Below are 26,018 nucleotides of genomic sequence, written 5' to 3'. Positions count from 1 at the left end.
CCGGCCGTCGGCACTCCTGCCTCTACGCCCGCCGCGTCGAAACCGGCGGCCGGTCAGTCCGCACTGCCGCCCCACGGCGAAGGCACGGCCGGCGATGCGGCCATCCAAGAGGCGTTGGAGGCCGCGTGGCCCCCAGATCTTCCCTCCGGCGACGCACGCGCACTGCTGGCAGCGGGACGCGGCCTCCTGCGCGCCGACGCCACCGGGATCGGCCGCGCGCATTGGCCTGCGGTTTTCCCCGCCTCCCGGCAGGGCCTCGCGCCGGCGTTCGCCACCGCCCGTTTCCGGATCCAGGCCGCGATCGCCCGCCGCGACGGCAGCCCGGACAAGGCGGTGGTGCACCTGGTGTGGGCCGGCACCGACCGCGGCGGCACCTTCACCGACGGCCGCATCACCGACTGGCACTTCACCCGCACCAACACACTGAAGGGGGCGTCCACGTGGACTCCGCAGCCCCGTACCTGACTGGCCAGGCCTCCGCATCGGCAACCGGTCAGGTGCTCGGCCTCGTCTTGGGCATCGTTCACACCGCCGGCTGGGTGATCACCTACTGGTGGGTGGTGGCCTTGGCCGCCGTGGCGGTCTGGGCCGCGGGCGAGGCGGCGGTGCGCCATCTGGCGCGGAAGGCATCGGCCGAACGGATGGCGCTGGAGCTCGTACCGTCGCGGCACTTTGACCCTGGTCTGGAGGAGATCTTCCGCCGGGGTGTGCAACTCGCCCGGGCGTCTACGAGCATGCCGTGGTGGGCGCCGCGCCGGTCGAAGTCGGTGCAGATCAGGCTGCGCGCCGACGGCTCCAGTCCGCTGCGCTACCGCATCGAAGGGCCGGCCGGCGGCGAACGCCTGCTGTCGATCACGCCGTTCGGTCCGGCCGTCACCGTGAACCGGGCGCGTCCCCTCGTCGACAAGCCCCGTGACCACGTGGTGCGGGCGGAGTTCATCCTGCGCGGCAAGCCGACCGCACCCCTGCGTGAGGTTCCGCTGAACCCGGACCCGTTGCAGCCGCTGATCGACGCCGTCTCGGACCTCCGTGCCGAGCTGGGGGACCTCGCCGAGATCCGGCTCGACATCCAACGCGCCCCCAAGTGGGCACTGCGGGCGCGCCGTCTGCAGCTGATGAGCGACGCGCGTCGCGCGGAGCGGCGCGAGGCCCAGCGGGCCGCCCGGTGGGTGCGGCAGGACGTCACCGGCATCGAGGACTCGCTCACCTGGCAGCTGCAGCAACTGGTAGCCGGCAAGCAGGGCGGAGGCGGGCGCCGACTGGTCATGCCGCCCGTCCCGCGCCGGGTGGACCCGGAGGAGGCGCTGGGCAAGCTCGCCGAGGACGACCACCTGGTGCGGGTGCAGCTGCTGGTGATGTGCGCGTCGAACACCGAGGGCCGCGCCGAAGCCCGGCTCGCTCAACTCCAGGCCGCCCTGGATGTGTTCGGCGGCGGCTCGCGCTGGGCGATGCGTGGTTGGAGGGTAGGCCCCTGGCGGTTCGGGGCGGACCGCTGGCCCAGCCGACGCGGCTTCGAACGCCGCTGGACTTTGGGGCATTGTCAGCCACCCCGTCCGAACTGGGTCCGGCTGGAAGAGCTGACCGGCCTGCTCAAGCCGCCCACGATGCACTGCCGTCTGCCTCTGCTCGCTGGCGACCTGCCGACGTTCGAGCATGGTGATCCCGAGCTGTTGCTGCAGGGGATCTACCGGGGCCCGGACGGCCGTCGGCGCCTGATCGCCACCTACGCCAAGGAGACGCTGTTCGAGGTCGGGGTGGGCAAGGCGGGCGGCGGCAAGACGGAGCGCGCCCTCGCACAGGCGATCGGCTGGGCGCATGCCGGCGGCGGGCTGATGTTCGTCGACCCGCACCGCGACTCGTGGCCGCGTGCCCTGCCGTTCCTCGCCCACGACCACCTGATGCCGCGGATCGCACTGGTCGACCTCAACGCCAGCGGGCCTGCTCCACAGCTCAGTTGCTGGAACCCGATCGGTATGCACCAGGGCCAGGTCGCGCACGAGGTCGTCGAGGCGACCGCCGACGCCTACGCGTCCGTGCTCGGCTGGGACGACGCCACCGCTCCCCGCGCGCTGACCATCTTCACCGCCGCCCTGGCGGTGCTGGTGGCCGTCAACGAGGCCGCCTGCCAGGCCGGGCGGCCGGAGGACCAGGCCACGATCTTTCACGTGCGGTCCCTGCTGACCGACCCGGTCTTCCGTACGACGGCGCTCACCGCGGTCGAGGGGCGCCTGGACGAGGAGACCCGCTCCTGGTGGCGGACCGTGTTCCCCACGCTGTCCACCGACGCGTTCGCCGTCGTCCTCAATCCGATCGCCCGCCTGGCCGCGAACCCCGTCACCCGCGCCTTCCTCGGGCAGCCGGCCGGTATCTACAACATCCGGGGCGCGATGGACTCGCGGATGATCGTGTGGGTGTGCCCGGGCGGGCACGGGCCCACCGACCGGCTGATCACCGCGCTGCTCGCCCGGGACCTGCTGCGCGCCGTGCGCTCGCGCCGCGACACCCCCGAAGCCCAACGGGTGCCGTTCCGTCCGTACTTCGACGAGCTGATCACCCTCACCGGCGCAGCCCCGGAAACGATCGCCGCGATGTTCGAGGACTTCCGCAAGTACAAGGTGCACGTCCACGGCATGACCCAGCTGCTGGCCCGCCTTCCCATCCCGGTGCGACTGTCGCTGGTGCAGAACGCCTCCACCCTGGCCTCGACCGCGGGCTCGCAGTCCGCCATCGCCCCGATCACCGCTGAGTGGGGTGACCGCCCAACTCCGGACGTGGTCGCCGCTCTGGACCGCTTCGAGCACTACATGTCGCTGACCGTCGAGGGCCGCCGTGTCGGTCCCGTCCGGATCACCGGCCCTCACCTGGACAACGTCTTCGCCGACTACGCCCGCCCGGGCCAGGCCGGGGCACTGGAGCGCGCCGCCCGGGCCACGGCAGGCGCCGCCCCGCTGGACCACCTCACCGACCGGGCCGAAAACCAGCTCACCCGCGTAAGCGCCTTCCTCGCCCAGTCCTCCGCCGCCCAGCCGGCCGTCCATCTGCAGAAGAAAAGGAAGTACAAGTGACCACCGCTTTCGAGACCACGCCGTCCGGCCGTACGCCAAGCCCCATCGAGCCGCTGCCGCATCAGCTCCTGGCCGTGCTCGGTCAGCACCGGATGGCAACCACGAATCAGCTCCACGAACTGCTGCGGCCCGGCACCGCACGGCAGACCGTCTCCGCGCCGCTCAACAAGCTGCGCCGCGACGGCCTGGTGGACTACACCGTGCTGCCGCAGTCCAACCGGTCCCGCGCTTGGTACCTGACCAGCGAGGGCGCCCGGCTGACGAAAGACTTCCCCTCACTGCGGGGACGCCCCGCCTATCCGATCAACTCGGCCACGGCGGCTTCGCTGAAGACGCCGCACACCTTGACCGTGCTCCGCAGCCACCTCGCGTTCGTCGCCGATGCCCGTCGCCGCGGCGACGAGCACGGTCACCTGGACTGGACACCGGAGGTCTCACACCCGCTCAGCGACGGCGAGCGGATCATTACGGACGCGGTCATGCACTACACCCTCATCGAGGGCGAGGAGCGCACCAAGCTACGGGCGTTCGTCGAGGTCGACCGGGCGACCATGGGCAGCGAGCGGCTCGCCTCCAAGCTGATCGAGTACGCGCGGTTGTGGTCGTACGAGCCGCAGCCCGTCGGTCGGCCACGCTCACGGCAGCCCGCCGCTCCCGGGGCGGTGTGGCTGCGTTGGTATCCCGTGTTTCCCCGGGTGTTGTTCGTGCTGACCGGGGCCTCCCAGTACGTCCTGGGCAACCGGATCAACGACCTGCAGGCCATGGTGGCCGAGCACCCCCTCGTGGGCACGCTAGCCCGCCAGGTGCCGATGGGCGCGGCAGTCTTGGACGACCTCGAAAGGCACGGCGCCACATCTGATGTGTGGGTACCGCTTGCCGGCGGCGAATCCCGGTCATGGACCAACCTGTGAGACCGCATCGGGTTGTCCAGGGTTCCTCGGAGAGCGGTCCGTTGCGTCCAGCGACACGGAAGCTGGCCAGTAGAGGAACCGACGGGTCGGTACATTTCTTCCACGAGCGACGGGCGTCCAGGCGCAGTCCCGGACAGTCCGACCCGGTCCAATTGCGGTTGAAACAGGCTAAGACACAGAACTACAAATCGACATCCAGTTGCGAAAGTGACCGGATACGTCCCGAGTTGTAAGAGTGAACTCAGATATCAAGCTGGGAAGTTGACTGGCATATGCGTAACCTTGCCGCTACGCAAACGGATCACCGCAGCTGGACCAAGCCGCGGAGCTGGACTGCCGTCCGTTGGCGGCTCAGGGCAGCGGTCAAGTCACACCGCGCCGTACGGGGAGGCATCGTGAAACGTCGCGCACATCAGATCCATCACTCCCCTGTTCCCTTCCGAAAGACCGTCGCCGCCTCCATAACGCTGTGCGCTGCGCTCGCCCTGACCGCGTGCAGCTCATCCAACGGGAAGCATGAGGCGGCAGACGAGTCCCCGAGCGTCGCACAGTCTCCGACGTCGTCTGCTCCCGCCGACCCGAAGGAGACGGCGAAGAAGGAAGCGGTCGCTGCATACGGGGCGTACTGGCAGGAGATGGAGAAGCTCTACGCCGACCGTACCGGCAAGAGCGCGCACCTTGATCAGTACGCCGCATCCGCCGTCTTGAAGAACGCCGAAGCAGACGCCAAGCGTGCTCACGACCGCGGCCGCATCTACATCGGCAGCGTCGCCCTCACCGACCAGACGGTCACCAAGGTGGACGTCTCGGGCAAGATCCCTAACGCGACCGTCTCCAGCTGCCTGGACATCTCCAAGTGGCGGAGGGTCAATGCCGAGACCAAGAAGCCGGTGTCCCAACCGGCGAACCGACTGACGAAGTACCGGATTCTCAGCATCGTCGAGAAGTACCCGGAAGGGTGGCGCGTCACCCGCGATGAGCCCCAGGGGAAGTCATGCTGACGCGCCGTATTGTCGTCACCGCGGTAACCGTCCTGGTCACGCTCTCTGTCCCTGTCACCAGCTACGCAGAGGATGACCCCAAGGGCGACGGCGGAATCGAGTGCGGCCTGTACGACTGCGAGGTCGAGGTAGACGTCCCCGGCCAGGGAGGCGGCCAAGCCGGCGGCAGCAGCACGGACGGAACAGGTGGAAGCGGTTCGTCCGACGGTCGGGACCCCACCGATAAGACGGTCTGCGTCTACAAGCTCGCAGATCCGCAACCACCCGCTGGCAGCTTGGACTGGGAAGGCCACGAACCCGGCGACGGGGCCGTGTACGAACAGACATGTGGCTGGGAGGGCGTCGACGGCGACACCATCACTCGGATGGTCTGGTTGGCCGAGCCGCCAGCGCAACAGACTGTCGACCCGGCAGTTCTGGCGCAGCGAGCGGTCGACTCGATGACGCTGCTGGGCCCGGACATCGCCAGTCCGCGCGCGGACGGGAAGTACACCGTGGGCGTTCCAATGTGGATGTGGGTCAACCAAAGCGCCACGACCTTCGGGCCCAACACCGCTTCGGCGTCGGCGGGCGGGATCACCGTCACCGCCACAGCGAAGGTGTCGAAGATCGTGTGGGCGATGGGCGACGGCGCCTCCGTGACCTGCAACGGCCCCGGTACGCCCTACACGTCGTCCGAGGGCATGGCCCAGTCCCCGACCTGCGGACACATGTACGCCAAGACCTCGGCCGGTGCCCAGAACAGCAAGTTCCCGGTGACCGCGACCTCAACGTGGACGATCAACTGGCAGGGCGGCGGACGAGCCGGCCAGCTCACCGAGGTCCGGCAGACCAACGTGCAGGTGGCGGTCGGCGAAGTCCAGGTCGTCAGGTAGCCGCCGGAAGGACAGAACGGTGAGCAAGACCCAAGTAGACACAGCCCCGAACGGTGTCCCGCAGCAGGGACGAGTGGCCGGGCCCGTGGCCCCGCCCCGGGTGTCGGCTCGCAGGCGACGACCAGGCGTCATCGCCCTGTCGCTGGCGCTGATCGCAGCCGGTGGCGCCGGAGTTGCCGTCCTGCTGCTGCAGGTCGGCAACCGCACGGACGTGGTGACCGTGGTCCGCGACATCCAGGTCGGCCAGGTCCTCACCGAGGACGACCTGGGCAAGGCATCCGTCGCCCTGGACCCGGCCGTCAAGGCGGTACGCGCCGACAACCTGAAGTCGGTGGTGGGTAAGCGGGCCGCCGTGGAGCTCAAGCCCGGCTCCATGCTCTCCCCTTCGCAGGTGACGAAGGACAACCTGGTGAAGGCTGGCGAGCAGCTGGTGCCGATCGGCCTGGAGCCCAAGCAGATCCCGGCGACCGCGCTGGTGCCGGGCCAGAAGGTGGAGCTGGTGCACGTCCCGGCTCAGGGAACGACGGACACCGGCAAGACGTCCGACGCCGCGCCGCAGACCATCGGCGGCCGGGTCGTGAAGGCCTCCGGCGCCGCCCCCGGTACCGGGATCGTGGTCGTCGACGTGGCCACCTCAGCCACCGACGGCCCCACGGCCGCCGCGTGGGAGGCGGCCGGCACCCTGCGCCTGGTCCTCGCTGCCCCGGACGGTAACTGATGGCTGTCATCGCGCTCGCCGGGTGCAGCGGCGCGCCCGGCGTGACCACGAGCGCCCTGGCACTGCTGCTGTCGTGGCCGCTGGAGGCGGGCCGGCGGATGATCCTGGCCGAGTGCGACCCGGACGGCGGAGCCGTGCTGCACGGCCTGCTGCAAGGCACGCTCGGCGACCGGTACGGGCTGCGCAACCTCTCGGTCGCCGCCCGCAAGGGGGAGTTCAGCGAAGCCTTCTGGCGGCAGCTGATCGACCTGAGCAGTGAGGACGGCAAGCAGGAGTCACCGCGCGACCGGCTGCTGCTGCCCGGCATCACAGACCCCTCGCAGTCGGCGAGCCTGGGCCAGGTCTGGAAGGTCCTCGCGCAGATGTTCCGCGGCATCGAGGCCGAGAGCGGCCACGACGTCCTCATCGACCTGGGCCGGCGCGGGGCGTACGGGCCCTCCGGGGTGCTGGCCGAGCAGGCCGACGCCACGTTCGTGGTCGTCCGCAACACCCTGCGCTGCCTGCAAGCAGCAGAGGGCCGGGTGCGCGCACTGGAGGAGCGCGTCGGCGACGTCAGCGTGCTGATGATCAACGAGGGTCCGTATCCCGCGGGCGAGGTACAGCGTGTGCTGCAGGTGCCGGTGATTGCCACGCTGCCGTATGCGCCGAAGGACGCACGCGTGCTGTCCGACGGTGCCGAACAGCCGCGCCACTTCCCCAAGTCGCCGCTGATGAAGGCCGCCCGCACGGGCAGCACGCTGCTGGTGCAGCGGGCTGCCATGCGCCGGGCCCGGCTCGATCCACGCGGTGCCCGTGCTCCAGGCGGGGAGGTGACCCGTGCGCGCTAGGCCGTTGCACCACGACCCCTCGGTGGCACCGGTCCCCCAGGAGTGGGGGCAGCAGACCAACGGAGTACCGGCAGTTGCCGGTGCTGCCTCCAGTTCGCAGCTGCTCGGTACGGCGGTTCCGCAGATCACCGTCGACTACCGGGTGGCCCGGGACATCGCGTCCCAGGTCGCCAAGCAGCGCGAGGAACTGATCAAGACGAAGCCCGACATGGACCGGGCCAGTGAAGAGCAGCGCTGCCTGAACTGGATCGCCGAGGCGGTCGCGCTGTGGTCGGACGCCCAGGCGATGACGCCGCAAGAGGATGAGGCGCTTCGCCGCGCCGTGTATGACCTCCTCTTCCGAGCTGGCCGGCTGCAGCCGTACCTGGACGATGACCGGGTCGAGGACATCATCATCCAGGGCCCGCACGAGGTGTGGCTCGACTACGGCGACGGCGAACGCCGCCGGGTCGGGCCGATCGCGGACTCGGAAGAGGAACTGCTGGAGCTGTTACGTGAGTTGGCCCGGGGCTCTGGGCACAGTGAGCGCACGATCTCGACCGCGAACCCCACCCTCGCGCTGTCTCTGCAGGACGGCTCCCGCCTCCAGGCCATCACGGGGCTCGGGCCGATGACCTATGCGGTCATCCGGCGGCACCGGGTCTCCCACGCGAATCTCGACGATCTGGTGCGGCTGGGCACCATCGACCCGATCCTGCGCGAGTTCCTCGGGGCCGCCGTGCGCGCCGAGAAGAACATCATGATCGCGGGGAAGCAGAAGGCTGGGAAAACGACCTTGATGCGGGCGATGCTCAAGGAGTTCGACCCGGAGTGCCGGTTCGCGACCATCCAGACCGAGGACGAACTGTTCGCCCACCAAAACGGCTACCACAAGCAGGTCGTGTCCCTGGTGGGCCGCGAGTCCAACGGGGAGAAGGACGTCACCGGCCGCGGTGCCGGTGAGGTCACGCTGCTGGACCTGATGCATCCCGCTTTGCGGATGTCGCTGGAGCGGATCGTGGTCGGCGAGGTCCGCGGCCCCGAAGTCGTCGCCATGATGCAGGCGTTGACGAACGGGTCAGGCGGCAACCTGTGCACCATCCACGCCCGGCGCCCGGACATCATCTTCGACCGGATCGCCGAGCTGTACGCGCTCGCCCAGGAGAACCTCTCTGAGCAGCTGGCCTACCGGCAGACGGCCAACGGTCTGGATTTCGTCGTGTACGTCGACATGACGGACGAGACGCAGATCGGCGGCCGCCGCCATCGCTACGTCTCCCACGTCCTGGAACTGACCGGGATCGGCGAGAACGGACGGCCCGCCACCAACGAGGTCTTCTCCCCCGGCCGCGAGTGGGGGGAGCTGCGGGCCGTTCCGAGGATGGACCCGGGCTGCATCGATGACCTGCGCCGCGTCGGCTTCGACTCGGGCCTGCTGCAGGAGTCGTATGGGGCCTGGTCGGCGCCGCTGCCGCTCAAGGTGGGGGCCGGCCGGTGATCCTTCTGTGGGCGCTGCTGTCCGGCATGGCTGTGGTCGGCGGGCTGATCGGTGTCATGGCGGGTGTCGTGGGCACGACTGCGCCGCGCCGGGCCCCGCTGCTCAAGCGCTGGCAGGCGGCCTGGCGCGGTAGGAAGAACCAGAGTGAGGACGCCCGGCTGCGGCGGCGCACCCTCATGGTCGCGACCGTCGTGGTCTTCGTCGCCGTGTGGCTGATCTCGGGCAACTTCGTCGGCGGTGCGCTACTCGGCGCGGCCGTCATCGGCGTGCCCTGGCTGATCAGCCCGGCGCAGATGGCGCAGGACCGCATCGGTCAGCTGGAGGCGCTCAGCGAGTGGACGCAGCGGCTGGCCGGTCTGCTGCGGCTGGGCATGGGCCTGGAACAGGCGATGATCACCAGCCGCCAGGGAGCCCCGGACGAACTCGCACCCCAGATCATCAACCTGTCCGACCGGCTGCGCCTGGGGTGGCGGCCGGACGGAGCGCTCCGCGCATTCGCTGAGGAACTGGACGATGTCACCGCGGACAAGGTGGTCGCCGCGCTCATCCTGTCGGTCAACGACCGCGGCCCCGGCCTGGCTCAGGCACTGGAGGACCTCTCGAGCACTGTCCGCGAAGAGGTCGCCAAGAAGCGCGCCATCGAGGCGGACCGCGCCAAGCCCCGCACCACCGTGCGATGGATGACCATCATCACCGTGGGCGTCGTGGTGGCCGGGTTCTTCGTGCCCTCCTACACCAAGCCGTACTCCACGCTGCTGGGACAGCTCGTGCTGGCCTTCCTGACGGCCGGGTTCATCGGCGTCCTCGCCCTGATGCGGCAGCTGGGCAATTTCCGGCGCGTCCCGCGCTTCCTGGTCACCGATCCAGCCAGCACCGTCCGGCTGCCCGCGCCCGCCCCGGAGCCGGACCCGCCGATCACCGCACGGGAACCGGAAGGAGCCGCCTCGTGAACCTGCTCCCCGTTGTCGTAACCGGCGGCACCGTCGGCGCTGGCGTCGCCTTGCTGATCCGGGAACTCCTACAGCCCCAGCCCGCCTTGGGGCCAGCCCTGCAGCGCAGTGCCCCGGCGTCCTTGACGATGCCCGAGCCGGAGCTGGACCGCGAGGAGGTGTGGGGCCGGTGGCTGCTGGCCCGCCTCGAGCGGCTCCCCGGCGTCCGGGTCCCCACTACGAACCTGGCCCTGCTCGGGCAGGGGCCGGGCCAGTTCATGCTCAAGAAGACCGCGTTCGCCGCGCTGGGGCTGCTCTGCCCGGTGATCGCGACGATTCCGTGGATCATCGCGGGCGTGGGCCTGCCGTTCTACGTGCCCGCCGTCGTCGGACTCATCATCGCCGGCCTGCTGTTCATCACGCCCGATCTCGCCGTGCGCGACCAGGCCAAGCGGGCACGGGAGGAGTTCGCACACGCCCTGTCCGCCTACCTCGACCTGGTCGCCCTCAAGCGGGCCGCCGACGCCGGCCCCGCCGAGGCCCTCGAAAAGGCCGCCGAGGTCGGCGAGGGCTGGCCCTTCCTCTATCTCCAAGGCGCGCTGCGCCGGGCCCGGCTGGAGAAGATCCCGCCGTATCAAGCGCTCACGGAACTCGCCCACGAATACGACCTGCCGGTCCTGGACGACGTCGCCGACATCATGCGCGGCTCAGCTACCGACGGCGCCGCCGTCTACAAGGCCCTCCGGGCCCGTACCGCGGCGCTCAATGCCGAGTTGCTGGCCGATCAGGCCGCGGAAGCGAACACGGCCAGCGAGAAGATGACCGCGCCCGGAGCCCTGCTCGCCGTCCTGGTCATGCTCCTGATGGCCTTCCCCGCGGTGATCCGCATGCTGACCGTCTGAGACCACCACGACTCGTACAACGCTTCAGAGAGGTAAAGAACATGAGGTACACCGCAGCCCGCACGCGCCGTGCTGTGATCCGGCTGACCACCCGCCCGCACGCCGGCCCGGACACAGCTTCCCGCCGACCCGCCCGCGGCGGCCGGGGTTCCCGCGTCATCGGGCGCGCCAACCGTGCAGCGATCCGGCTGAGCACGCGTTGGCAGGAAGCTCTGGAGGAGGCCAGGAGCCGACCGGACCGCGGCGACATCAGCACCACCACCGTCATCATCTGGGTGGCCGCCGTCACCGGCGCCGTGCTGATCGCCGGGACCATCGCCATCGTGATCGGCAAGTACAACGGCAAGCTCTCTGGACTGTGATGTCTCGTCCCGAGCGGCTGAAGGAGTGGTGGCACGGGCGAAGATGGCGTGACGACCGCGGTGACACGGCTATCCAGATGGCGATCATCTTCCCGTTCGTGCTGCTCGCCACGGTTGCCGTGATCCAGGCCTCGATGTGGTACTACGCGCGGCAGATCGCCCTGACCGCTGCCCGCGAGGGCCTCACCGCGGCCCGCGCCTACCAGTCGAGCCCGGCCGAGGGTGCGGCCCAGGCACGAGAGGTGCTGGGCCGCACTGCGGGTGACAGCCTGAGCGGCTACAGCGTCTCGGCCAGCAGCAACGGGCAGCGGGTGCAGGTTCAGGTGTCCGGCACCGCCATGTCGATGATCCCGGGCATCTCGGGCCTTCAGGTCACCCAGTCCGCGTCCGGCCCGGTGGAGAGATGGACCGTCCCGGGAGGGTGAACCACGTGCGAAAGACGGCCCGGTGGGCTCGCAGGCTCCGCAGCGACGAGGGCAGCGCGGCGATTGAGGCTGCCATCGTCCTCCCTGCACTGATCATGTTCATCTGTATGGCCATCGCCGGCGGACGCATCGTCACCTCCGGCGCGAAGATCGACGCGGCAGCCGAGGACGCGGCACGGGAGGCCTCCATTCACCGCACCGCGGGGTCCGCGCAGAGCGCCGCGCAGGCGGCGGCCGCGCAGTCCCTGAACGACCAGGGCATCAAGTGCTCGTCCACCAGCGTCAACATCAACACGGGCGGCCTCAGCGTGCCGGTGGGGCAGGTAGGGACGGTCACCGCGACCGTGACCTGCACGGTCAACCTCTCGGATCTGCTGCTGCCGGGCGTGCCAGGAGCCAAGACGCTCACGTCGACCGCCACCTCGGTAGTGGATCAGTACCGTCAGCGGGGGGACTGATGATCTTCCGCCAGAGGGGCCTGCGCCGAACGCTACGGGATGACCAAGGAGGCGTCACCGTGTTCGTCGCCGTGTGCGTCATCGCGCTGATAGGGATCATCGGCGTCGCCGTCGACGGCGGCAGCAAGATGCGGGCCACGGAACGCGCCGACTACGTCGCCGGCGAAGCCGCCCGGGCAGGCGGGCAGGCCATCGACCCCGCAGAGGCCATCAATGGGACCGCGATCACCGTGAATCCGCAGGACGCACAGGCCGCAGCCCAGGCGTACCTGCGCTCCGCTGGCGCCACCGGCACGGTCAGCGTGTCCGGCGACGGCAAGACCCTCACCGTCGTCGTCACCAGCACGTACGACACGAAGTTTTTGTCGGTGGTTGGAATCGGCTCTCTGTCGGTGACCGGCCATGGCAAGGCCACCCTCCTGCATGGCGTCACCGCTCCCGAAGGAAACTGATGAGCACCACCCCCTCCCCCGCCGCAGCGGCCTGGCGCACCCTGGGCCGGCTCCTCAAAGCAGTTCTGAGTCTGGTGATCCTGGCCGCCGCTGTCGCCGGGCTGCCGCTGCTGCTGGCCTGGGCCACACCGGTCATCTGGGCTTCCGCCCACGACGACCTCACGCACCTGCTGGACCGGCAGGACACGGGTGCGGCGTTCCTGCTGCTGCTCGTCGCGGTGGGGTGGATCGGGTGGGCCCAGTTCGCTTTCTGCGCCGTGCGCGAGCTGATCGCGCAGGTGCGGGGCCGGACCTGGCACGCCCCGCGAGGGATGGGTGCCTCCCAGCGCGCCGCGGCTCTCCTGATCGGCAGCATCCTGGTGCTGCTGCCGACGAGTTCGGCTCTGGCTTCCGATGCCCAGGCCGCCCCGGCCACCACGGCGGCCCCCGTCCCGGGCCAGCCCCAGGCCCGGCAGGCCGCCGAGACCGAGCATGCCTCCAGGTCCTCGGCGAGCACCGCGGCGTCCAGCACGTCGTACACGGTGCGCGAGACACGGCCGGCGGAGAGCCTGTGGGGCATCGCTGAACGGGAGTTGGGCGATGGTGAGAGGTGGCGGGAGATCGCTGCCCTGAACGAGGGCCACACCATGGTCGACGGCACGATCTTCCGTGCGAACAGCTTTCTGCAGCCCGGCTGGCAGCTTCAGATGCCCGACACGTCAACTGGAGTGGTAGGCCTCCGTACGCAGTTGGGTGAGGCCGCGCCGGCTGCCGCCGAGAAGAGCGAGCACGTCGTCACGGTCCACTCGGGCGACTACCTGTCGAAGATCGCGGAGCAGGAACTCGGCGACGGCAACGAATGGCCCGAGCTTTTCAAGGCCAGCCGGGGCCAGGAACAGCCGCACGGCCTGCCCGAGATCACCGACCCGAACGTCATCTATGCGGGGCAGCAGGTCACCGTGCCCGGCGCCCAGCCCTCCCAGTCGTCCCAGGGCCGCGATCAGGGTGATGAGGCGGGCAGCCAGGAGACCACTCCCCCGACCAGCCAGAAGCCGGGCGCGGGCACCGACCAGACGCCCGCGCCGAGCCAGACCACCACGCCCGCACCCCAGTCGTCGGCCCCCAGCGCACCGGCCAGCCGCCCTGCCGAGCAGCCCGGCCAGGATCAGGCACCTCCGTCGGCACCGGCCTCTGCGACCCCGCAGCCCAGCGTCAGCGCGTCGCCCTCTGCCGCCTCGCCGCCGGCGTCGGCTGAAGCGTCCGGCTCCGCTGCTGCCTCCTCCCCCGCCGCCACGGCGTCCGAGACCCCGGCGACGGCTCCGGACAGCAGCCCGCTGAACCTGCGCACCGTTCTCGGTGCCGGCGCGCTGCTGGCGGCCGCCATCACCGGTGCTCTTGCCCTGCGCCGTACGCTGCAGCGCCGCCGCCGCAAGCCCGGCGAGACGATCGCCATCGCGTCGGAGACATCCACGGCCGAGGCCCAGTTGGCGGCGGCCGCCGAGCCGGGCGGTGCTGCCCGCCTGGACGTGGCGCTGCGGACGCTGGCCCACCAGGCGGCCCAGGAGGAGGACGCGATCCTGCCGCCGCTGCGGGCTGCCCGGATCGGCACCCGCACGGTGGAGGTGTTGCCCGAGGATCTCACCGCGGCCCCTACGGCGCCCTTCGTCTCCGGGCAGGGCGGATGGTGGGCCCTGCCCGCCGATGCCATCGTCCTGAACGAGGACGACGCCCGCGAGGTACCGGCACCGTATCCGGGGCTGGTCACGATCGGCAGCACGGAGACGGGCGATCTCCTGCTGCTCAACCTCGCCGGACTGCCCGCGCTGCTGCTGGACGGCAACCCCGTCCACATCACCGAGGTGTGCACCTCGCTCGCACTGGAACTCGGAATGAGCCCGTGGGCCAGCGAAGTCGAGGTCGTCACCGTGGGGTTCGGCGAGGACCTGCCGCAGCTGCTGCCCACCGCGCGGATCGCCCACATGCGGCAGGCCGCGCACGCCCTGCGCGATCTGAGCGAACGGCTGCTGGAGGCGCACCAGATGCCCGAAACCGAGCATCAGCCGTATCTGCTGCTGTGCGCGTCGTCTCTGGACGCGGACACGGCCTGGCAGTTCGCCGATGTCATCGACAAGGCGGGCACTGTCCCCGTCACTCTGATCGCCCCCGCGAGTACGGCGGCCGCGCACTTCCCCGAGGCAGAAATCCTCAACGCCTCCCTCCATGAACCGCAGAACCTCGACTACGCCGGCGTCGACATCACGGTGCAGCGCCTGGAACACTCCGCCTACTTGCAGATCACTACGGCACTGAAGGTGTCCGGGCAGGCGTCCCATCCGGCCGAGGGGCCCTGGCAAGACGTCCCGGACGAGCCCGACCACATGCAGCAGCCCGAGCAGACCGCGGCGGAAGAGCCGGCGGCGGCCGCGCCCGCCGCCGTCCCGAGCGTGTCGCTGGCGGCGGCATCCGACGCGGGCAGCGGCGTGTTCCCGGCGCTGCTGGCCGCTAGCGCCGATCCGTCCGGACTGCGGCTCCTGCCCACCAGCACGCCCGCCACTGCGGCAGGCGACGATCCCAGCCCGGGCGAGGCACTGCCCCCGTCCCCGGATCCCGTACCCCCTGCCGCTGCAGAGACCGCCGTTGGCGACGAGGCCCCGGAGGCCGACGCCGCTGAGGCCTCGCTCGAGGAACGCGAAGCGCCGGAGGCGGAGGAGTGCGAGGCGCATGACCTGCACGCGCCGGAGATCAGGGTGTTGGGCCCGGTTGAGGTGACCGGCGTGGACAGCACCGGCCACGGTCCGCGGATGGCGCAGCTCGCAGCATTGCTCTTCTTCCGGCCCGGCCGGAGTGCAGACGTGCTGTGCTCCGACATGGATCCCGTCAGCCCCTGGTCCTCGAGCACCCTCAACGCCCGCTTGCAGGGTCTGCGTCGTTCACTGGGCAACGACCCCGCTGGCAACCCCTACGTGCCGCGCCGCAGTTCTGGTGAGGACCCGTACCAGCTCGCCCCCGGAGTGCGCTGTGACTGGAGCCGCTTCCTGCAGCTCGTCGAACGCGCTCTCCCGTTGGGTCTCTCCGGCCTGGCCGATCTGGAAAAGGCGCTCACTTTGGTGCGCGGCCGGCCGTTCGGGGGCAAGGCCCTGCCCTGGGCTGAGCCCTACCAGCAGGAAATGGTCACGCGCATCATCGACGTGGCACACACTGTGGCCACCTACCGCACGCCTGCGGGCCCGCACCACGACCTCAGCGTGGCCCGCCAGGCCGTCGCGACCGGTCTCGACGTAGACGACACCGCTGAGCTCCTTTATCGGGACTGGCTCAGGATCGAGTATGCGGCCGGGAACCGGCAAGGGCTGCACATGGCCATCTCCCGTGTCCAGCAGATCAACCGGGCGCTCGACTGCTCGCTGGAGATGGAGACTACGCAGCTCATCAACGAGCTCCTCGGCGGCTCGGGCACGGCCGTGCGCAAGGCCCTCTAGCCGGTGGTTCCGCAGATGCGCAGCGCGTCACTGCCCGCTGGAGGCGACGTCGCGGGCTGCGTACGCCAGGAGTTCCTTGATGGCTGCCTCGTTGGAGGCCGGAGGGCGTTCACGCGATTCGGACAGGGTGTCGCGGACGGTCTGCGCAACGGCTTTGGCGTGGTGCGCAAGGTCGTTGTCGAGCGCCGCCATGTCCCCGCTCGCGGTTCGGCCCGTGATGACGATGGGACCGGCCAGCGGGTACAGGGGGATGCCGCGCCAGGCACTCGCCAGTGCCCATGCGGCCAGGTTCTGGGGAAGTCCGAGCTTCAGCCCGTTGCCGTGAATGTGCAGAACGGCCCGCCGGTGGTAGCCCCCTTGGTCGACGGCGTCGGATCCGACGTGTTCCTGGATCGCGATGTGCGCATCGGTCGCGGGCAGGTTGAGGTCCGTGACCGTGGCGTCCGGTTCGATGCGCAGTGCGTACATGGGGCCTCCTCGTCGGTTCACGGGCGGGGCTGCGCAATGCGCAAGGGCCCGGTGTGCTCGGCTGCGCAATGATCGCGGTGTCTGCGCAATGCAGTGCTGACCTGGTGTTTCTTCTGATTGCGCAGCCTGCTGGGCACGGCGGGAAGACTGGGGGCCCAGCCGGTGCGCGGTGAAGGACCTACTGCTGCGCCTCGGCGTGGTGGCGGATGAGTGCCTGCCAGCGGCGTTCGAAGTCGGCGGCGTTCTCAGCGATGTAGTCGGCGGTGATGGGCTTGTTGTACTGCGCAGTGATCCCGTGGACTGCGCAGTCCTGCGCAACGGCGTCGAAGGAGGGTTTGTCACTGCGCACCCGGTGCTCGGCCCAGAGGCTGTAGACCCGGAATGGCAGCAAGTAGCGTCGCAAGGTGGAGGGGCTCACCGGCTTCCCGCCACGGCCGTAGAGGCCTTTGCCAGCTAGGAACTCGGACAGCTGCTCGGCCTTCTCCGGTTCGGCACCGGTCTCGGCCTGGTACTCCATCCACGCCAGGTAGTAGCGGTCGACGGTGGTGAGGGCGACGGGCATCCCCGCGACGGCATCCTCGTTCGGAGACTGGTCATCGATGGCGGCGCTCACGCGCGGGGTGCGTTGCTCCTTGGCGGCCTGGGCGCCCGCGCTGGCGGGCGCCGTCTCGGGTTCCTCTTCAGACGGGAGGACCTCTTCGGCGAGCTGCTCGTCAGGTTCGGCGGCTGCAGCTCCGGCGGGCGGTCCGCTGCTGCCGATCTCACGCTCCTCAAAGCTCGTAACGAAGGCTGCCAGGTCCTCGCCGGTGATGGGTCGGCCGCCGTCCCCAGTGATGGCGTCCCGCTCGTACACGTACGCAGCAAGAGCGGCGGCATCCGGATACGTGCCGAATTCCTGCGCGTAGGTGCGCCAGGCGCTGTGGAAGTAGTCGTGCCACTGGTCGGCTGGCTCCGCTCCGTCGGTGCCAGCGGGCTCTTGTCCAACGAGCGCATAGCGTTTCTGCAGGACCCGGAGCAGTGGCTGCACCTGGTCCTCGGAGAGCGGATCGTCGGATCCCGTGGAGATGCCGTAGGTGTCGCGAAGCCAGATAGCCCACTGTGTCGGGGTCGGCTCGGCCTGGAACTGGGCGAGGAACGCCTGGTATGCCTCGGTGAACCGATCAGCCGCTTCCTCGGTCGATTCCTGCCGCTCGTCCGGCCGTCCGGGCACAGCGGTTGAGACGGGGTCATGGACCGGCTTCGGCTCTGCGCTCTCCAGCTCGACCGCACCCTCCCCCTGCGGTGGCACGGTCTCGAGGGTGGCGTCTTCCTCCTGGTCCGCTGCAGTGACCCGCTCGACGGTGAATTGGATCGGTGGCTCCTCGATGCCCGCGGCGGCGAGACCGGCGAGCGCGGTCTCGGCGAGCGGGACGCCGTACCGGGCAAGCCGCAAGGGCATCAATGCCTCTACGGGGGCCTTGCGACGCCAGGCTCGGCCGAAGCGGGAGCGGAGGCTGGACTGGTAGACCAGGCGCTCCTGCTCCAGCTTGATGACCTGTTCGTAGGAGCGCAGTTCCCACAACTTCATGCGGCGCCAGAGCAGGAACGTGGGCACGGGCGAGAGGAGCCAGCGGGTGAGGCGGACGCCTTCCATGTGCTTGTCGGCCGTGATGTCGGCGATCCGGCCGATTGCGTGCCGCGCGGCCTCGACGGCAACCACGAACAGGACCGGGATCACGGCGTGCATGCCCACGCCCAGCGGGTCCGGCCAGGCCGCCGCGCCGTTGAAGGCGATCGTGGCCGCTGTCAGCAGCCAGGCCGTCTGGCGTAGCAGCGGGAACGGGATGCGGATCCAGGTCAGGAGGAGATCCAGGGCGAGCAGGACACAGATGCCCGCGTCGATGCCGATCGGGAAGAAGTAGGAAAAGTTCCCGAAGCCCTTCTGGATGGCCAACTCGCGGACGGCCGCGTACGAACCCGCGAAGCCGATGCCGGCGATGATGACGGCGCCGGTAACCACCACGCCGATCAGGACCCGATGTGCTCGGGTCAGCTGGGGTATCGCACCGTTCCCCGCAGCCACGTCCCACTCCCCTATCTAAGCCTCACAACTGAGCTGTTCTCACACTCCCACGATGTGGGTCGGGTTGTGGCCCTTCGAGATCGGCTCTGGGCGGATTGTCCGCGAAAAGTGATCATTGAGTCTATGGCGGTGTGCAGTAGACGCTCGGGATCCGTGCTGTCGGGCGCACGGACAACAGTGCGGCGCCTGTCCCCAGGCTGAGGTGGCAGGCGCCGCGCGTGCACGATATTCCGTCGGAATAAGCTCATCGCTTCCGCGTGGAGTTGAGGCGTTGGATGCCGAGGGCGTCCGCAACTGCAGCGATGTCCTGGAGTGCCTCGTTGCGGGGATCAAGGAATCGCAGCGGCCGCTGCGTAACGATGGTGTCCTTGAAGCGCTGCTTGCGGCGGATGATGGGCAGCAGCTTGGTGCTCCAGTCCGGGTTGCCGCGGATGGCTTTGATGGCATCGTCTGCGACAGCTCCGCCGCTGCGACGGATGTTTCCTTGGGCGTCCAAGGGGATGTTGGTGGCGAGGATGTGCTGGACCTCGGTCTTGAAGCCGAAGCGGCGGAACTTGCGCGCTCCCTTGTCCAGGGTGTCTTCGAGGTCTTGCAGGCCGATGATGTACTTGAACTCGTCGGCGACGCATCCGATGACCTCAGGGCCGACCATAGCGATCGACAGCAGAAGAATGCCGAGTGTCGGACCGCAGTCGAAGAACAGGATGTTCCAGCGGCCTGGGGGCAGCTGCTCGTCCAGGACGTTCTGCAGCCACAGCACACCGGCAGGGTCGAGGCCAAGGTTGACTTCCGCATCCGCCATCTCTGGCGTCCCGAGGATGAGGTCGAGGTTGGGGATACGGCGGAACGCGTTGTCGTCTTCGCCTTCACCGATGCGGTAGCGGGCCGGCACGACGGCTTCCTCAAGCCGGTGCTTCCCCTGCAGGACATCGAAGATGGTCGGCTGGCCCTCGGGTGGGTCCTGGTAGCCGAGGATGTGGGACGCGGTGCGCTGGGGGTCGAAGTCGGCGACGGCTACGGAATGCCCTCGCCCGGCCGCCTCAACGGCGAGGTTGATGACGTCCTGAGTCTTGCCAGCGCCACCGGCGATGACAGAGCAGGCGAAGATGCGGGGCTCTTCGGGTGCCTGGGTGGTCCTAGAGGTTGGCAATGGTTCTCCTGAGAGTCGTGCTGTGGCGCCCTCGTATTCCGTCGGAATATCGCTGCCTCAGCGAGCGCGGTATTCCGACGGAATACGAGCCTGCCTCACTTGCCGCCGAGGCGGTCCTGTTCCCACTCGGTGGGCTGATAGTTGACGGCGGACTTGAGGTGGGCGAGGTAGTCACGGTCCTGGGCATCCCAGGAGCGGCTGGCGGCCGAGGCGCGCTGCTCGGCGACGGCCAGGGCGACGGCCAGGGCCACGTGAGCGATCAGCCTTGCGTCGCCGGATGCGGACACCTCCGCAAAGTATTTGTCCGGCTTCGCTGCATCGGGACCGATGGGCTTGGCACTTGACCGGAGCCACTCGTGGGCCGTCTCCCGTGCGGCCTTGCTCGGGGCAGCGAGAAGGGCGGGGGCGAGGAGGCGCAGGGTCTCCCGGGGGTTCGAGGGGACTCCCAGTTCCAGGACGGTGCGGCAGGCCTGCACTCGCAGTTGTGCCGCTTCGGCGCTGGGATCGGGCTCTGGTTCCTTCTGCTCCTCGGGATTGGTCCGCTCGGTCTGCTGGTCGGAGGCGTTGAGTTCAGAGCTGCTTGGCTTGGCCTGTCCAGGATTGGCACCCGTTGCCGGGACTCCCTCGGGCCCTGGGTCGTCGGGGGAGTGCTTCTGCTGCTGCGGGACGGGGGGAGCTGGCTTGGCCTTGGTCTTGGCCTTGGAGGGTGTGGGTGCTGGCGGTGACAGAACCCTGGCGGCGGCGAAGGCGGCCTTGATTCCCTCTTCCTTCATGACCAGCCAGGCCTGCAGCAACTGCTCCGGAGTGGTGAGCCTATCGAGCAGGATCTCTGCCTCGCTGACAGCGAGTCCGTCCATGACGGCCCTTTGCACTTCGGTGGGCAGTTTCAGGAGCTTGATCCGGCGCGAGATGTGAGGCTGCTTGCAACCGGTCTGTGCGGCGACCTCCGCTTGAAGCATCCCGTCGTCGAGCGCTCCTTGAAAGCCCAAGGCCTCTTCGATCGGGTTGAGGGGGATCCGCCGCATGTTCTCGGGCAGGCCGAGGAGTCGGGCCCTGGGGATTTTCGAGTTCGTGACTTTGCAGGGAGCAGTGTCGTGGCCGGCCCGGGCCAGCGAGATCGCCCTGTTATGTCCGATCAGGGTGACGTAGTCCCCCGTCGGGACAGATCCCAGTTTCTCTTCCAGCTCGTCAAGCTTCTCCGGCTGCGTCTCAGCAAGGCGGGCACGCCAGTACTCGAGGAACCCTTCGACCTCAGCAACCGACAGGTCCTGCAGGACTCCGCCTTCTGCCTTGATCGACTCGGTGAGGTCGTCGATGTCCTCGTCCCGGTAGACGAGGCGGGGATTGAAGGGGTTGGGGTGGAGTTGCTCAAGGGGGATTTCGATGACCTCAACGGCATCAGGGTCGTCCCAGATGCTCCGGGTCTTCTTCTTCCTGCCGAAGGTCATCGTGGGCCCGGAGGCTCCAGCGGCCATGAGGGGTACTCCTGAGACGAAAGGGTGCTAACTGCAGGTGACCCTAGCGGGCTGGCAGCCCGGTCCTCGCCAACGGGGCGGTATTCCGTCGGAATATCCGAGACTTCGGGTCGATCTATACGCCCAGTTTTGGTAGCTCTCGTCTCGTTGTGTCCGCTCATCCAGCATGCTGCCGCGCATCGGCCTGGGGGACTGATATTCCGTCGGAATACTCGATCGGATGACCTCTCCCTGCGGCGCGTACGACGCTGGGTGCCAGGGACGGTCGTGCCAGGATTCGGCTACGGCTCGGAGAGACCCACAAACACGAAAGGCCCCGCACCCCGGATCTGTGTCCGGGGTGCGGGGCCTCATGGTCACGGTCTGTTGGCTGGACGGCCGACCGCCGGTGGGTGGGCCGTGGCTATCCGGCTTCACGGAGCCGAGGAGGGCGCCGTACGCGATGCAGGCCCTCTTCCAGATGCGGGCGGCTTCTTCGTATCCCTCCTGTGCGTGCAGGCGTGCCCAGAGATCAGGGAAGTTGCGGCCGGTGTCGTCCCCGTCTGGGTCGCTGTCCATCAGCATGGCGAGTTGGTCTGGGTCCCCCGGAACGGTGGGTCGAGGTAGTCGAGTCCGGGGAGATGGGGATGCACGGTCACGGTCGTGCCGGGGACGTGCTGGGTGCTGGTCCGTTGCAGACGGAGGCTCGTGGCGATGGATACCGCCAACCCGATGGCCGCTGCTCGCTACCGCGACAGGCATAGCGTCTCGCGCAAGAAGTCCGACCCTGGCGATGCCCTCGTACTGGCAAACATCTTGCGCACGGACATGCACGCTCACCGTCCCTTGCCTGACTACAGCGAACTCGGTCGAGCGATCGCCGTTCTCGCCCGCGCCCAGCAGGACGCGACGTGGAACCGTCAGCAGATCTCCAACCAGCTCCGCTCCCTTCTGCGCGAGTACTACCCTGCCGCGCTGGCCGCCTTCGAGCCTTGGAGGAACGCTCTCTGCCGACGGGAAGCACGGGAGATCCTGAGGGTCGCCGCCACGCCGACCCAGGCTGCACGGCTCACGCGCACGCAGCTGCAGGCCGCGCTGAAGCGCGCCGGTCGTGAACGGAGCATCGCCACCGAAGCGGACCGCATCCGTGACATCTTCCGGGCCGAGTGGGCCCACCACTCGCCGCTGGTCGAAGAAGCCCTCGGCAAGCAGATGCACGCCCTCCTGGTGCAACTGGAGGCGGCCTGCACGGCTGCCGACGACCTCGCCGGGGCGGTCGAAGATGCTTTCCCTCAGCACCCGGACGCTGACATCCTCCTCAGCTTCCCCGGCCTCGGCGTCCAGCTCGGCGCCCGGGTGCTTGCCGAGATCGGCGACGACCGCAATCGCTTTGCCGACGCCCGCGGCCAGAAGGCATACGCAGGCTCCTCACCCATCACCAGAGCCTCTGGGAAGAAGTCGAGCGTCTCCCGGCGATGGGTGAAGAACGACCGGCTCAACCACGCCGGCTACCTCTGGGCCTTCGCTGCCATCACTCGATCACCTGGGGCCAAGGTGCACTACCGGCGGCGCCGCGACCACGGGGACTGGCACTCCGCGGCTCAGAGGAACCTCTTCAACCGCATGATCGGACAGCTCTACTGCTGCCTGCAGCACAACCGGACCTATGACGAGGCCGTGGCCTTCCCACAGGCCGGTGCCGCCGCACAGGCGGTTGCAGCCTGAATTATCGAGCCTTCACCGAACAACGCGAATGTCTGGCAACACCGAGGCGTCCACGCCTTCCCGGGCGAGAACGGTCCGCGCCAGTTCCCGGACAGCACTCCACCCGGGGTCGCTGCCAAGAGCCGCTGTCGTCCACCGGTTCGTGGTTTCGTTGCGTGTCATCCCGTCGAAGATCGAGTCGATCACCCGCAGGTCGGGCAGCGAGTCACGGCCGAGGAGCCCTTCCTCCACCAAGCGCTCGGCCATACGGAAGGCATGCTCGAAATCGAGGGCGATCTCGTCCGTCACGACACCGTGTTTCTCCAACCACGTTGTCTGGTCCGATGCCGGTGCCGCCATCACCGTCAGAGACTCGATCAGGAGGCGCCGGCGAAACGAAGAACCGTGAGTATCCACAGCGGGATCATCCCACTCGTCTCGGAGAAAGATCCGCCTGTTCGACCGGCCCCCAGCAGCCGACTTGACCCGTTAACCGCCTGAGGTGTCTCGTAGATCCGCAGGTACATGACGTCCAGCTCCTCTCGCTGCTCGGTGGTGAGGGACCACCGCGACCGCCCCGGCCCCACGTCGATGCGGGGCCGGGGCGGCGCGGAGCGCCCGTCACGCCGGGGTCGGTTTCCCAAACTTGGGAAACCGACCCCGCCGGTCAGAGGTCCAGGTGGATCGTGATGGGCCGCCGGGGATCACCGGCGTGGGTGTGGACGGTGCGGCGGTGCGCGGCGAGGCCGGCGTCCCCGCCCTGGATGGGCAGGTGACAGTCCGGGCAGCCGCGGAACCAGGCGTCACCGTCGGGGAGTTCGGCCAGGGTGAGCGGGTGCGGGTGCGGGCCGTCAGCTGCGCGGCTCACGCGACCGCTTCCGCGTACTGCGCTTCCAGGTCCGGCCCGCCGATGCCGAAGACCTTGTGGCGGTTGACCTTCCACCAGGTCGGAGCGGGGGCTCGGTGAGCACTCCTATGACGGTCGGGGCTTTCGCCAAAACGGGGTCTCCTTCTCTCGCGGGCGGGTGGTGCAGGCGGCCGGGCGGCCTGTCCGGTCCTCGACGACCCGGAGCGGGGCGGGCGAGGGCCAGGCAGAGCGTCAGGTCAGCGGGCGGTGCGGAAGCGGCGGGCGGTCCACGACCGCAGCCGGGCGAAGCGGGTCGGGTGGGTGTGCCGCCAGGCGGTGGGCCACACGTCGTGCTCGGTGGGGAAGGAGCGGGACGCGCCGCACGTGCACGTCCAGACGTACGGCTCCTCACGGGTGTCGTCGCGGGTCGCGGTGACCTTGGCGGGGAGGCCGTCGTGGCTCCCGTGGAAGGTGCCGACCCAGAACTCAGTCTGCTCAAGCTGCGGCTTCATCAGGTTCCCTTCGGTGCTCGGTGGCGGTGCCGGACAGTGCGACTGCGGGGTCAGCGCTGGAGCGGATGGACGTTGTCGGGACCGAGGTCGTCGCCCGCCGGGGTGGGGGCGGGGATCGTGGCGTGCAGGTGGAGCGCGGGGTTGAACTGGTACTGCGGCGGGTGGTTGCGGACGATGGGCCGCAGGGTCAGGCCGCGCAGGGCGAAGATGCTGGCCAGTGCCCACATGAGGGCGGCGAGCCCGGTTGCGGCGGCGCGGCCTCCGGCCGGGGCGGCGGACCAGATCATGGCGAGGGTGCCGATGCCGAACAGCAGCCAGGCGATGCGGGCTCCGGCGTTGCCGAGGAACCCGCCGACCAGACCGAGCAGCCCGGTCAGCTGCCAGAACGCGTACAGGGCGGCGGGGGCGACGGCCAGGTGCGCGGCCTGGTCGGTGAGGAAGACCCGGACGGGGTGGTCGACCGTGCCCCACAGGCCGCTGCCGTCACCGCCGCTCGAGGCGGGAACGGCGGACAGGCCCTTGAGCGTGGCTGAGGCGATGTCGCCGGCGGCGTCCAGCATCATGACGATGAGGCTGATCCCGCCGAACAGTGCGGCCGCTTTGATCCAGTTGGCGACCTCTTGCCAGCCGCCGTGCCGGGCCTGGAAGACCTCCTCCCACCGCTGGTAGAGGAAGCCGCCCTCCTCCCAGGACTCCTTCCACGCGGCGCGCAGCCGCGCCAGGCGCTGCTTGTCCTTGCGGCCCGGGGGCAGTTCGAGCTGGTCGAGGATGCCGTTCGGGCGGGCCTGGCCGTTCATCTGCCTGTCGTTGTCGGACATGGTGCAGCTGCTCCTTCGGCGAAGAGGTTGGTGGTGGGCTGGCCGGAGCCGGTCAGCGGATCTCGTTGCGGGTGCGGGCGAAGAACGCCCCGCGCGTGGTGGTGTTGTTGTGGATCTCGGTGTGGTGGGTGACCGGACCCTCGAAGACGTTCTTGGTGACGGCCGCGCGGGCCTTGCTGATCGCGCCGCCGATGGCGGTGGCGGCCATGGCCAGGCCCGCGAACGGCAGGGTGACCATGAGGACGCCGTTCAACGTGACGGAGGCCAGGCCCTGGAGCACCAGCCAGGCACCACAGCCGATGCCGGTGATCCCGGCGCCGACGCCGATGCTCGCGACCGCGATCCCGGCCGCCCAGGCCGGGACGATCCGCTGGTCGTCCTGCTTCACGGGCGGGGTGGTGCCGAAGGCCGGCGGCTCGGTCTCGTCGCGGAACGAGGTGGGGTGGTGGCGTACGGGCCGGGCCGCCCAGTCGTCGATCAGGCGGCGGGCTTCGGCCGCGGCCTCGGACTCGGGCATGCCGTGCTGGGTGTGCAGGGGGTCCATCGGTGTTCTCCGATCACGCGGAAGGGGAGCGCCCTCCTGGCCGTGGTGGCCGGGAGGGCTCGTGGGGGAGGGGTGCGCGACGGCGAAGGGCGTCGCCGGAGTCGTGTCCGGCGGCGCCCTTCGGCGTTGCGTAGCAGGGGAGTTGAGGCTGGCAGGTGGGTAGTCACCGCACACGCGCCGCGGGCATCCTCGGACCAACAGGCGCAGGGAAGGGGCTGGGGTGGAGTTCGTCTTCGACTGCGGGTGGTGCGGGGGTGAGAACTTCTTCGTGGGCAAGCAAGTCGGCTTCTGGGTCGACAAGTGGGAGGTGCCCTCGGAGTGGGACTGCCGCTTCTGCGACGGACTCAACTACACGCCCGACCCGCCGTGGACCGAGGCGTAGTCAGAAGCTCGAGATCAGTCCGGCGAACGAGGCGAGGCCGCTGTTGATGGCCGGGGCCAGGCCGGTCGCGGCGAGGGTGAAGCCGAACAGCGTGCAGGCCAGCGCGGAGCCGACGCGGACATAGCCGCCCTTGACCAGGACGACGACGATGATGCCCAGCAGCACGGCGGCGGAGATGGACAGGGCCACGGTGGTGGTGCTCCTTCACAAGGGGTCG

The 26,018-nt window shown here is 69.3% G+C and carries 26 protein-coding genes and 1 pseudogene; 17 read left to right on the top strand and 10 right to left on the bottom strand.

Going from position 1 to position 26,018, the window contains the following annotated elements; genetic code table 11:
- Nucleotides 1-114: 114 nt before the first annotated feature.
- The 15 genes from ACIGYR_RS36075 (at nt 115) to ACIGYR_RS36005 (ending at nt 15,860) form a co-directional block, all read left to right on the top strand.
- Entirely contained in the window at nt 115-465 is a 351-nt protein-coding gene (locus ACIGYR_RS36075) for a hypothetical protein (protein ID WP_399608278.1), read from the top strand.
- The gene (locus ACIGYR_RS36070) at nt 441-3,065 is read left to right on the top strand and encodes an ATP/GTP-binding protein (RefSeq protein ID WP_399608275.1); all 2,625 of its coding nucleotides are present in this window, start codon (nt 441-443) and stop codon (nt 3,063-3,065) included. Before ACIGYR_RS36075 ends, ACIGYR_RS36070 begins: the two co-directional genes overlap by 25 nt.
- Nucleotides 3,062-3,976, top strand: coding sequence for a replication-relaxation family protein (locus tag ACIGYR_RS36065; RefSeq protein WP_399608272.1), 915 nt, complete (start codon nt 3,062-3,064; stop codon nt 3,974-3,976). The genes ACIGYR_RS36070 and ACIGYR_RS36065 overlap by 4 nt, the downstream gene beginning before the upstream one ends.
- Before the next feature lie 395 nt (nt 3,977-4,371).
- Nucleotides 4,372-4,977 carry a hypothetical protein gene (locus ACIGYR_RS36060; RefSeq protein WP_399608270.1) on the top strand — a complete coding sequence of 202 codons (606 nt, stop codon included), beginning with the start codon at nt 4,372-4,374 and terminating at the stop codon, nt 4,975-4,977.
- On the top strand, nt 4,971-5,852 hold the full coding sequence (locus tag ACIGYR_RS36055; protein ID WP_399608267.1) for an ATP/GTP-binding protein: 882 nt from the start codon (nt 4,971-4,973) through the stop codon (nt 5,850-5,852). The genes ACIGYR_RS36060 and ACIGYR_RS36055 overlap by 7 nt, the downstream gene beginning before the upstream one ends.
- Nucleotides 5,853-5,871: 19 nt before the next feature.
- Nucleotides 5,872-6,570 carry an SAF domain-containing protein gene (locus ACIGYR_RS36050; protein WP_399608265.1) on the top strand — a complete coding sequence of 233 codons (699 nt, stop codon included), beginning with the start codon at nt 5,872-5,874 and terminating at the stop codon, nt 6,568-6,570.
- Nucleotides 6,570-7,397 (top strand): hypothetical protein, encoded by an 828-nt coding sequence (locus tag ACIGYR_RS36045; protein WP_399608262.1) that lies wholly within the window; start codon nt 6,570-6,572, stop codon nt 7,395-7,397. Before ACIGYR_RS36050 ends, ACIGYR_RS36045 begins: the two co-directional genes overlap by 1 nt.
- 100 nt (nt 7,398-7,497) lie before the next feature.
- Complete coding sequence (locus tag ACIGYR_RS36040) at nt 7,498-8,874, top strand: CpaF family protein (RefSeq protein ID WP_399608307.1); 1,377 nt, start codon at nt 7,498-7,500, stop codon at nt 8,872-8,874.
- Entirely contained in the window at nt 8,871-9,824 is a 954-nt protein-coding gene (locus tag ACIGYR_RS36035; protein ID WP_399608261.1) for a type II secretion system F family protein, read from the top strand. The genes ACIGYR_RS36040 and ACIGYR_RS36035 overlap by 4 nt, the downstream gene beginning before the upstream one ends.
- Nucleotides 9,821-10,705, top strand: coding sequence for a type II secretion system F family protein (locus ACIGYR_RS36030; RefSeq protein WP_399608259.1), 885 nt, complete (start codon nt 9,821-9,823; stop codon nt 10,703-10,705). The genes ACIGYR_RS36035 and ACIGYR_RS36030 overlap by 4 nt, the downstream gene beginning before the upstream one ends.
- Before the next feature lie 41 nt (nt 10,706-10,746).
- Nucleotides 10,747-11,067, top strand: coding sequence for a hypothetical protein (locus ACIGYR_RS36025; RefSeq protein WP_399608257.1), 321 nt, complete (start codon nt 10,747-10,749; stop codon nt 11,065-11,067).
- Nucleotides 11,067-11,492 (top strand): TadE/TadG family type IV pilus assembly protein, encoded by a 426-nt coding sequence (locus tag ACIGYR_RS36020; RefSeq protein ID WP_399608255.1) that lies wholly within the window; start codon nt 11,067-11,069, stop codon nt 11,490-11,492. The genes ACIGYR_RS36025 and ACIGYR_RS36020 overlap by 1 nt, the downstream gene beginning before the upstream one ends.
- Nucleotides 11,471-11,950, top strand: coding sequence for a TadE/TadG family type IV pilus assembly protein (locus ACIGYR_RS36015; RefSeq protein WP_399608252.1), 480 nt, complete (start codon nt 11,471-11,473; stop codon nt 11,948-11,950). The genes ACIGYR_RS36020 and ACIGYR_RS36015 overlap by 22 nt, the downstream gene beginning before the upstream one ends.
- Nucleotides 11,950-12,402: a TadE/TadG family type IV pilus assembly protein gene (locus ACIGYR_RS36010; RefSeq protein WP_399608249.1), complete on the top strand. Its 453-nt coding sequence runs from the start codon at nt 11,950-11,952 to the stop codon at nt 12,400-12,402. Before ACIGYR_RS36015 ends, ACIGYR_RS36010 begins: the two co-directional genes overlap by 1 nt.
- Entirely contained in the window at nt 12,402-15,860 is a 3,459-nt protein-coding gene (locus tag ACIGYR_RS36005) for a hypothetical protein (protein ID WP_399608246.1), read from the top strand. Before ACIGYR_RS36010 ends, ACIGYR_RS36005 begins: the two co-directional genes overlap by 1 nt.
- 27 nt (nt 15,861-15,887) lie before the next feature.
- Here the strand turns inward: ACIGYR_RS36005 and ACIGYR_RS36000 are convergent, their stop codons facing one another.
- The 4 genes from ACIGYR_RS36000 to ACIGYR_RS35985 all read right to left on the bottom strand — a co-directional run bounded on the left by ACIGYR_RS36000 (nt 15,888) and on the right by ACIGYR_RS35985 (nt 21,015).
- Entirely contained in the window at nt 15,888-16,328 is a 441-nt protein-coding gene (locus ACIGYR_RS36000; RefSeq protein ID WP_399608244.1) for a hypothetical protein, read from the bottom strand.
- A 178-nt stretch (nt 16,329-16,506) separates the two neighbouring features.
- Nucleotides 16,507-18,390 (bottom strand): DUF2637 domain-containing protein, encoded by a 1,884-nt coding sequence (locus ACIGYR_RS35995; RefSeq protein ID WP_399608241.1) that lies wholly within the window; start codon nt 18,388-18,390, stop codon nt 16,507-16,509.
- Between the two features lie 244 nt (nt 18,391-18,634).
- Nucleotides 18,635-19,540, bottom strand: coding sequence for a ParA family protein (locus ACIGYR_RS35990; RefSeq protein ID WP_399608239.1), 906 nt, complete (start codon nt 19,538-19,540; stop codon nt 18,635-18,637).
- A 95-nt stretch (nt 19,541-19,635) separates the two neighbouring features.
- Nucleotides 19,636-21,015 (bottom strand): ParB N-terminal domain-containing protein, encoded by a 1,380-nt coding sequence (locus ACIGYR_RS35985; protein ID WP_399608237.1) that lies wholly within the window; start codon nt 21,013-21,015, stop codon nt 19,636-19,638.
- A gap of 705 nt (nt 21,016-21,720) precedes the next feature.
- On the opposite strand from ACIGYR_RS35985, the pseudogene ACIGYR_RS35980 reads away from it, so the two are divergent.
- A pseudogene (locus tag ACIGYR_RS35980) lies at nt 21,721-22,719 on the top strand (transposase); the annotation flags it as partial.
- Between the two features lie 12 nt (nt 22,720-22,731).
- On the opposite strand, the gene ACIGYR_RS35975 reads toward ACIGYR_RS35980, so the two are convergent.
- The 5 genes from ACIGYR_RS35975 to ACIGYR_RS35955 form a co-directional block, all read right to left on the bottom strand.
- Nucleotides 22,732-23,007 (bottom strand): hypothetical protein, encoded by a 276-nt coding sequence (locus ACIGYR_RS35975; RefSeq protein ID WP_400014403.1) that lies wholly within the window; start codon nt 23,005-23,007, stop codon nt 22,732-22,734.
- 358 nt (nt 23,008-23,365) lie between these two features.
- Nucleotides 23,366-23,566: a hypothetical protein gene (locus ACIGYR_RS35970; protein WP_399608232.1), complete on the bottom strand. Its 201-nt coding sequence runs from the start codon at nt 23,564-23,566 to the stop codon at nt 23,366-23,368.
- A gap of 236 nt (nt 23,567-23,802) precedes the next feature.
- Complete coding sequence (locus ACIGYR_RS35965) at nt 23,803-24,057, bottom strand: hypothetical protein (RefSeq protein WP_399608229.1); 255 nt, start codon at nt 24,055-24,057, stop codon at nt 23,803-23,805.
- A 50-nt stretch (nt 24,058-24,107) separates the two neighbouring features.
- Entirely contained in the window at nt 24,108-24,875 is a 768-nt protein-coding gene (locus ACIGYR_RS35960; RefSeq protein WP_399608227.1) for a hypothetical protein, read from the bottom strand.
- A 52-nt stretch (nt 24,876-24,927) separates the two neighbouring features.
- Complete coding sequence (locus tag ACIGYR_RS35955; protein ID WP_399608224.1) at nt 24,928-25,419, bottom strand: hypothetical protein; 492 nt, start codon at nt 25,417-25,419, stop codon at nt 24,928-24,930.
- A 220-nt stretch (nt 25,420-25,639) separates the two neighbouring features.
- Here ACIGYR_RS35955 and ACIGYR_RS35950 point away from each other — a divergent pair, with 220 nt between their 5' ends.
- Nucleotides 25,640-25,801, top strand: coding sequence for a hypothetical protein (locus ACIGYR_RS35950; RefSeq protein ID WP_179858475.1), 162 nt, complete (start codon nt 25,640-25,642; stop codon nt 25,799-25,801).
- Here ACIGYR_RS35950 and ACIGYR_RS35945 read toward each other — a convergent pair whose 3' ends face one another.
- A complete protein-coding gene (locus tag ACIGYR_RS35945) occupies nt 25,802-25,990 on the bottom strand; it encodes a hypothetical protein (RefSeq protein ID WP_398653063.1) in 189 nt (62 codons plus the stop codon).
- Between the last annotated feature and the right edge of the window lie 28 nt (nt 25,991-26,018).

Origin of the sequence: Streptomyces sp. NPDC053076, from assembly GCF_044546845.1 — a bacterium.
In the GTDB taxonomy this organism is placed as follows: Bacteria; Actinomycetota; Actinomycetes; order Streptomycetales; family Streptomycetaceae; genus Streptomyces.
The sequence above is the reverse complement of the archived record's forward strand: the minus strand, read 5'-3'. Positions and strand labels throughout refer to the sequence as shown.

What these genes read in the sequence shown, in the direction of transcription:
- ACIGYR_RS36055 (WP_399608267.1), top strand. Translation starts at nt 4,971, where the DNA reads ATGCTGACGCGCCGTATTGTCGTCACCGCGGTAACCGTCCTGGTCACG.
- ACIGYR_RS35985 (WP_399608237.1), bottom strand. Translation starts at nt 21,015, where the DNA reads ATGGCCGCTGGAGCCTCCGGGCCCACGATGACCTTCGGCAGGAAGAAG.
- ACIGYR_RS35955 (WP_399608224.1), bottom strand. Translation starts at nt 25,419, where the DNA reads ATGGACCCCCTGCACACCCAGCACGGCATGCCCGAGTCCGAGGCCGCG.
- ACIGYR_RS36000 (WP_399608244.1), bottom strand. Translation starts at nt 16,328, where the DNA reads ATGTACGCACTGCGCATCGAACCGGACGCCACGGTCACGGACCTCAAC.
- ACIGYR_RS36005 (WP_399608246.1), top strand. Translation starts at nt 12,402, where the DNA reads ATGAGCACCACCCCCTCCCCCGCCGCAGCGGCCTGGCGCACCCTGGGC.
- ACIGYR_RS35965 (WP_399608229.1), bottom strand. Translation starts at nt 24,057, where the DNA reads ATGAAGCCGCAGCTTGAGCAGACTGAGTTCTGGGTCGGCACCTTCCAC.
- ACIGYR_RS36010 (WP_399608249.1), top strand. Translation starts at nt 11,950, where the DNA reads ATGATCTTCCGCCAGAGGGGCCTGCGCCGAACGCTACGGGATGACCAA.
- ACIGYR_RS36020 (WP_399608255.1), top strand. Translation starts at nt 11,067, where the DNA reads ATGTCTCGTCCCGAGCGGCTGAAGGAGTGGTGGCACGGGCGAAGATGG.
- ACIGYR_RS36015 (WP_399608252.1), top strand. Translation starts at nt 11,471, where the DNA reads ATGGACCGTCCCGGGAGGGTGAACCACGTGCGAAAGACGGCCCGGTGG.
- ACIGYR_RS35960 (WP_399608227.1), bottom strand. Translation starts at nt 24,875, where the DNA reads ATGTCCGACAACGACAGGCAGATGAACGGCCAGGCCCGCCCGAACGGC.
- ACIGYR_RS36025 (WP_399608257.1), top strand. Translation starts at nt 10,747, where the DNA reads ATGAGGTACACCGCAGCCCGCACGCGCCGTGCTGTGATCCGGCTGACC.
- ACIGYR_RS36045 (WP_399608262.1), top strand. Translation starts at nt 6,570, where the DNA reads ATGGCTGTCATCGCGCTCGCCGGGTGCAGCGGCGCGCCCGGCGTGACC.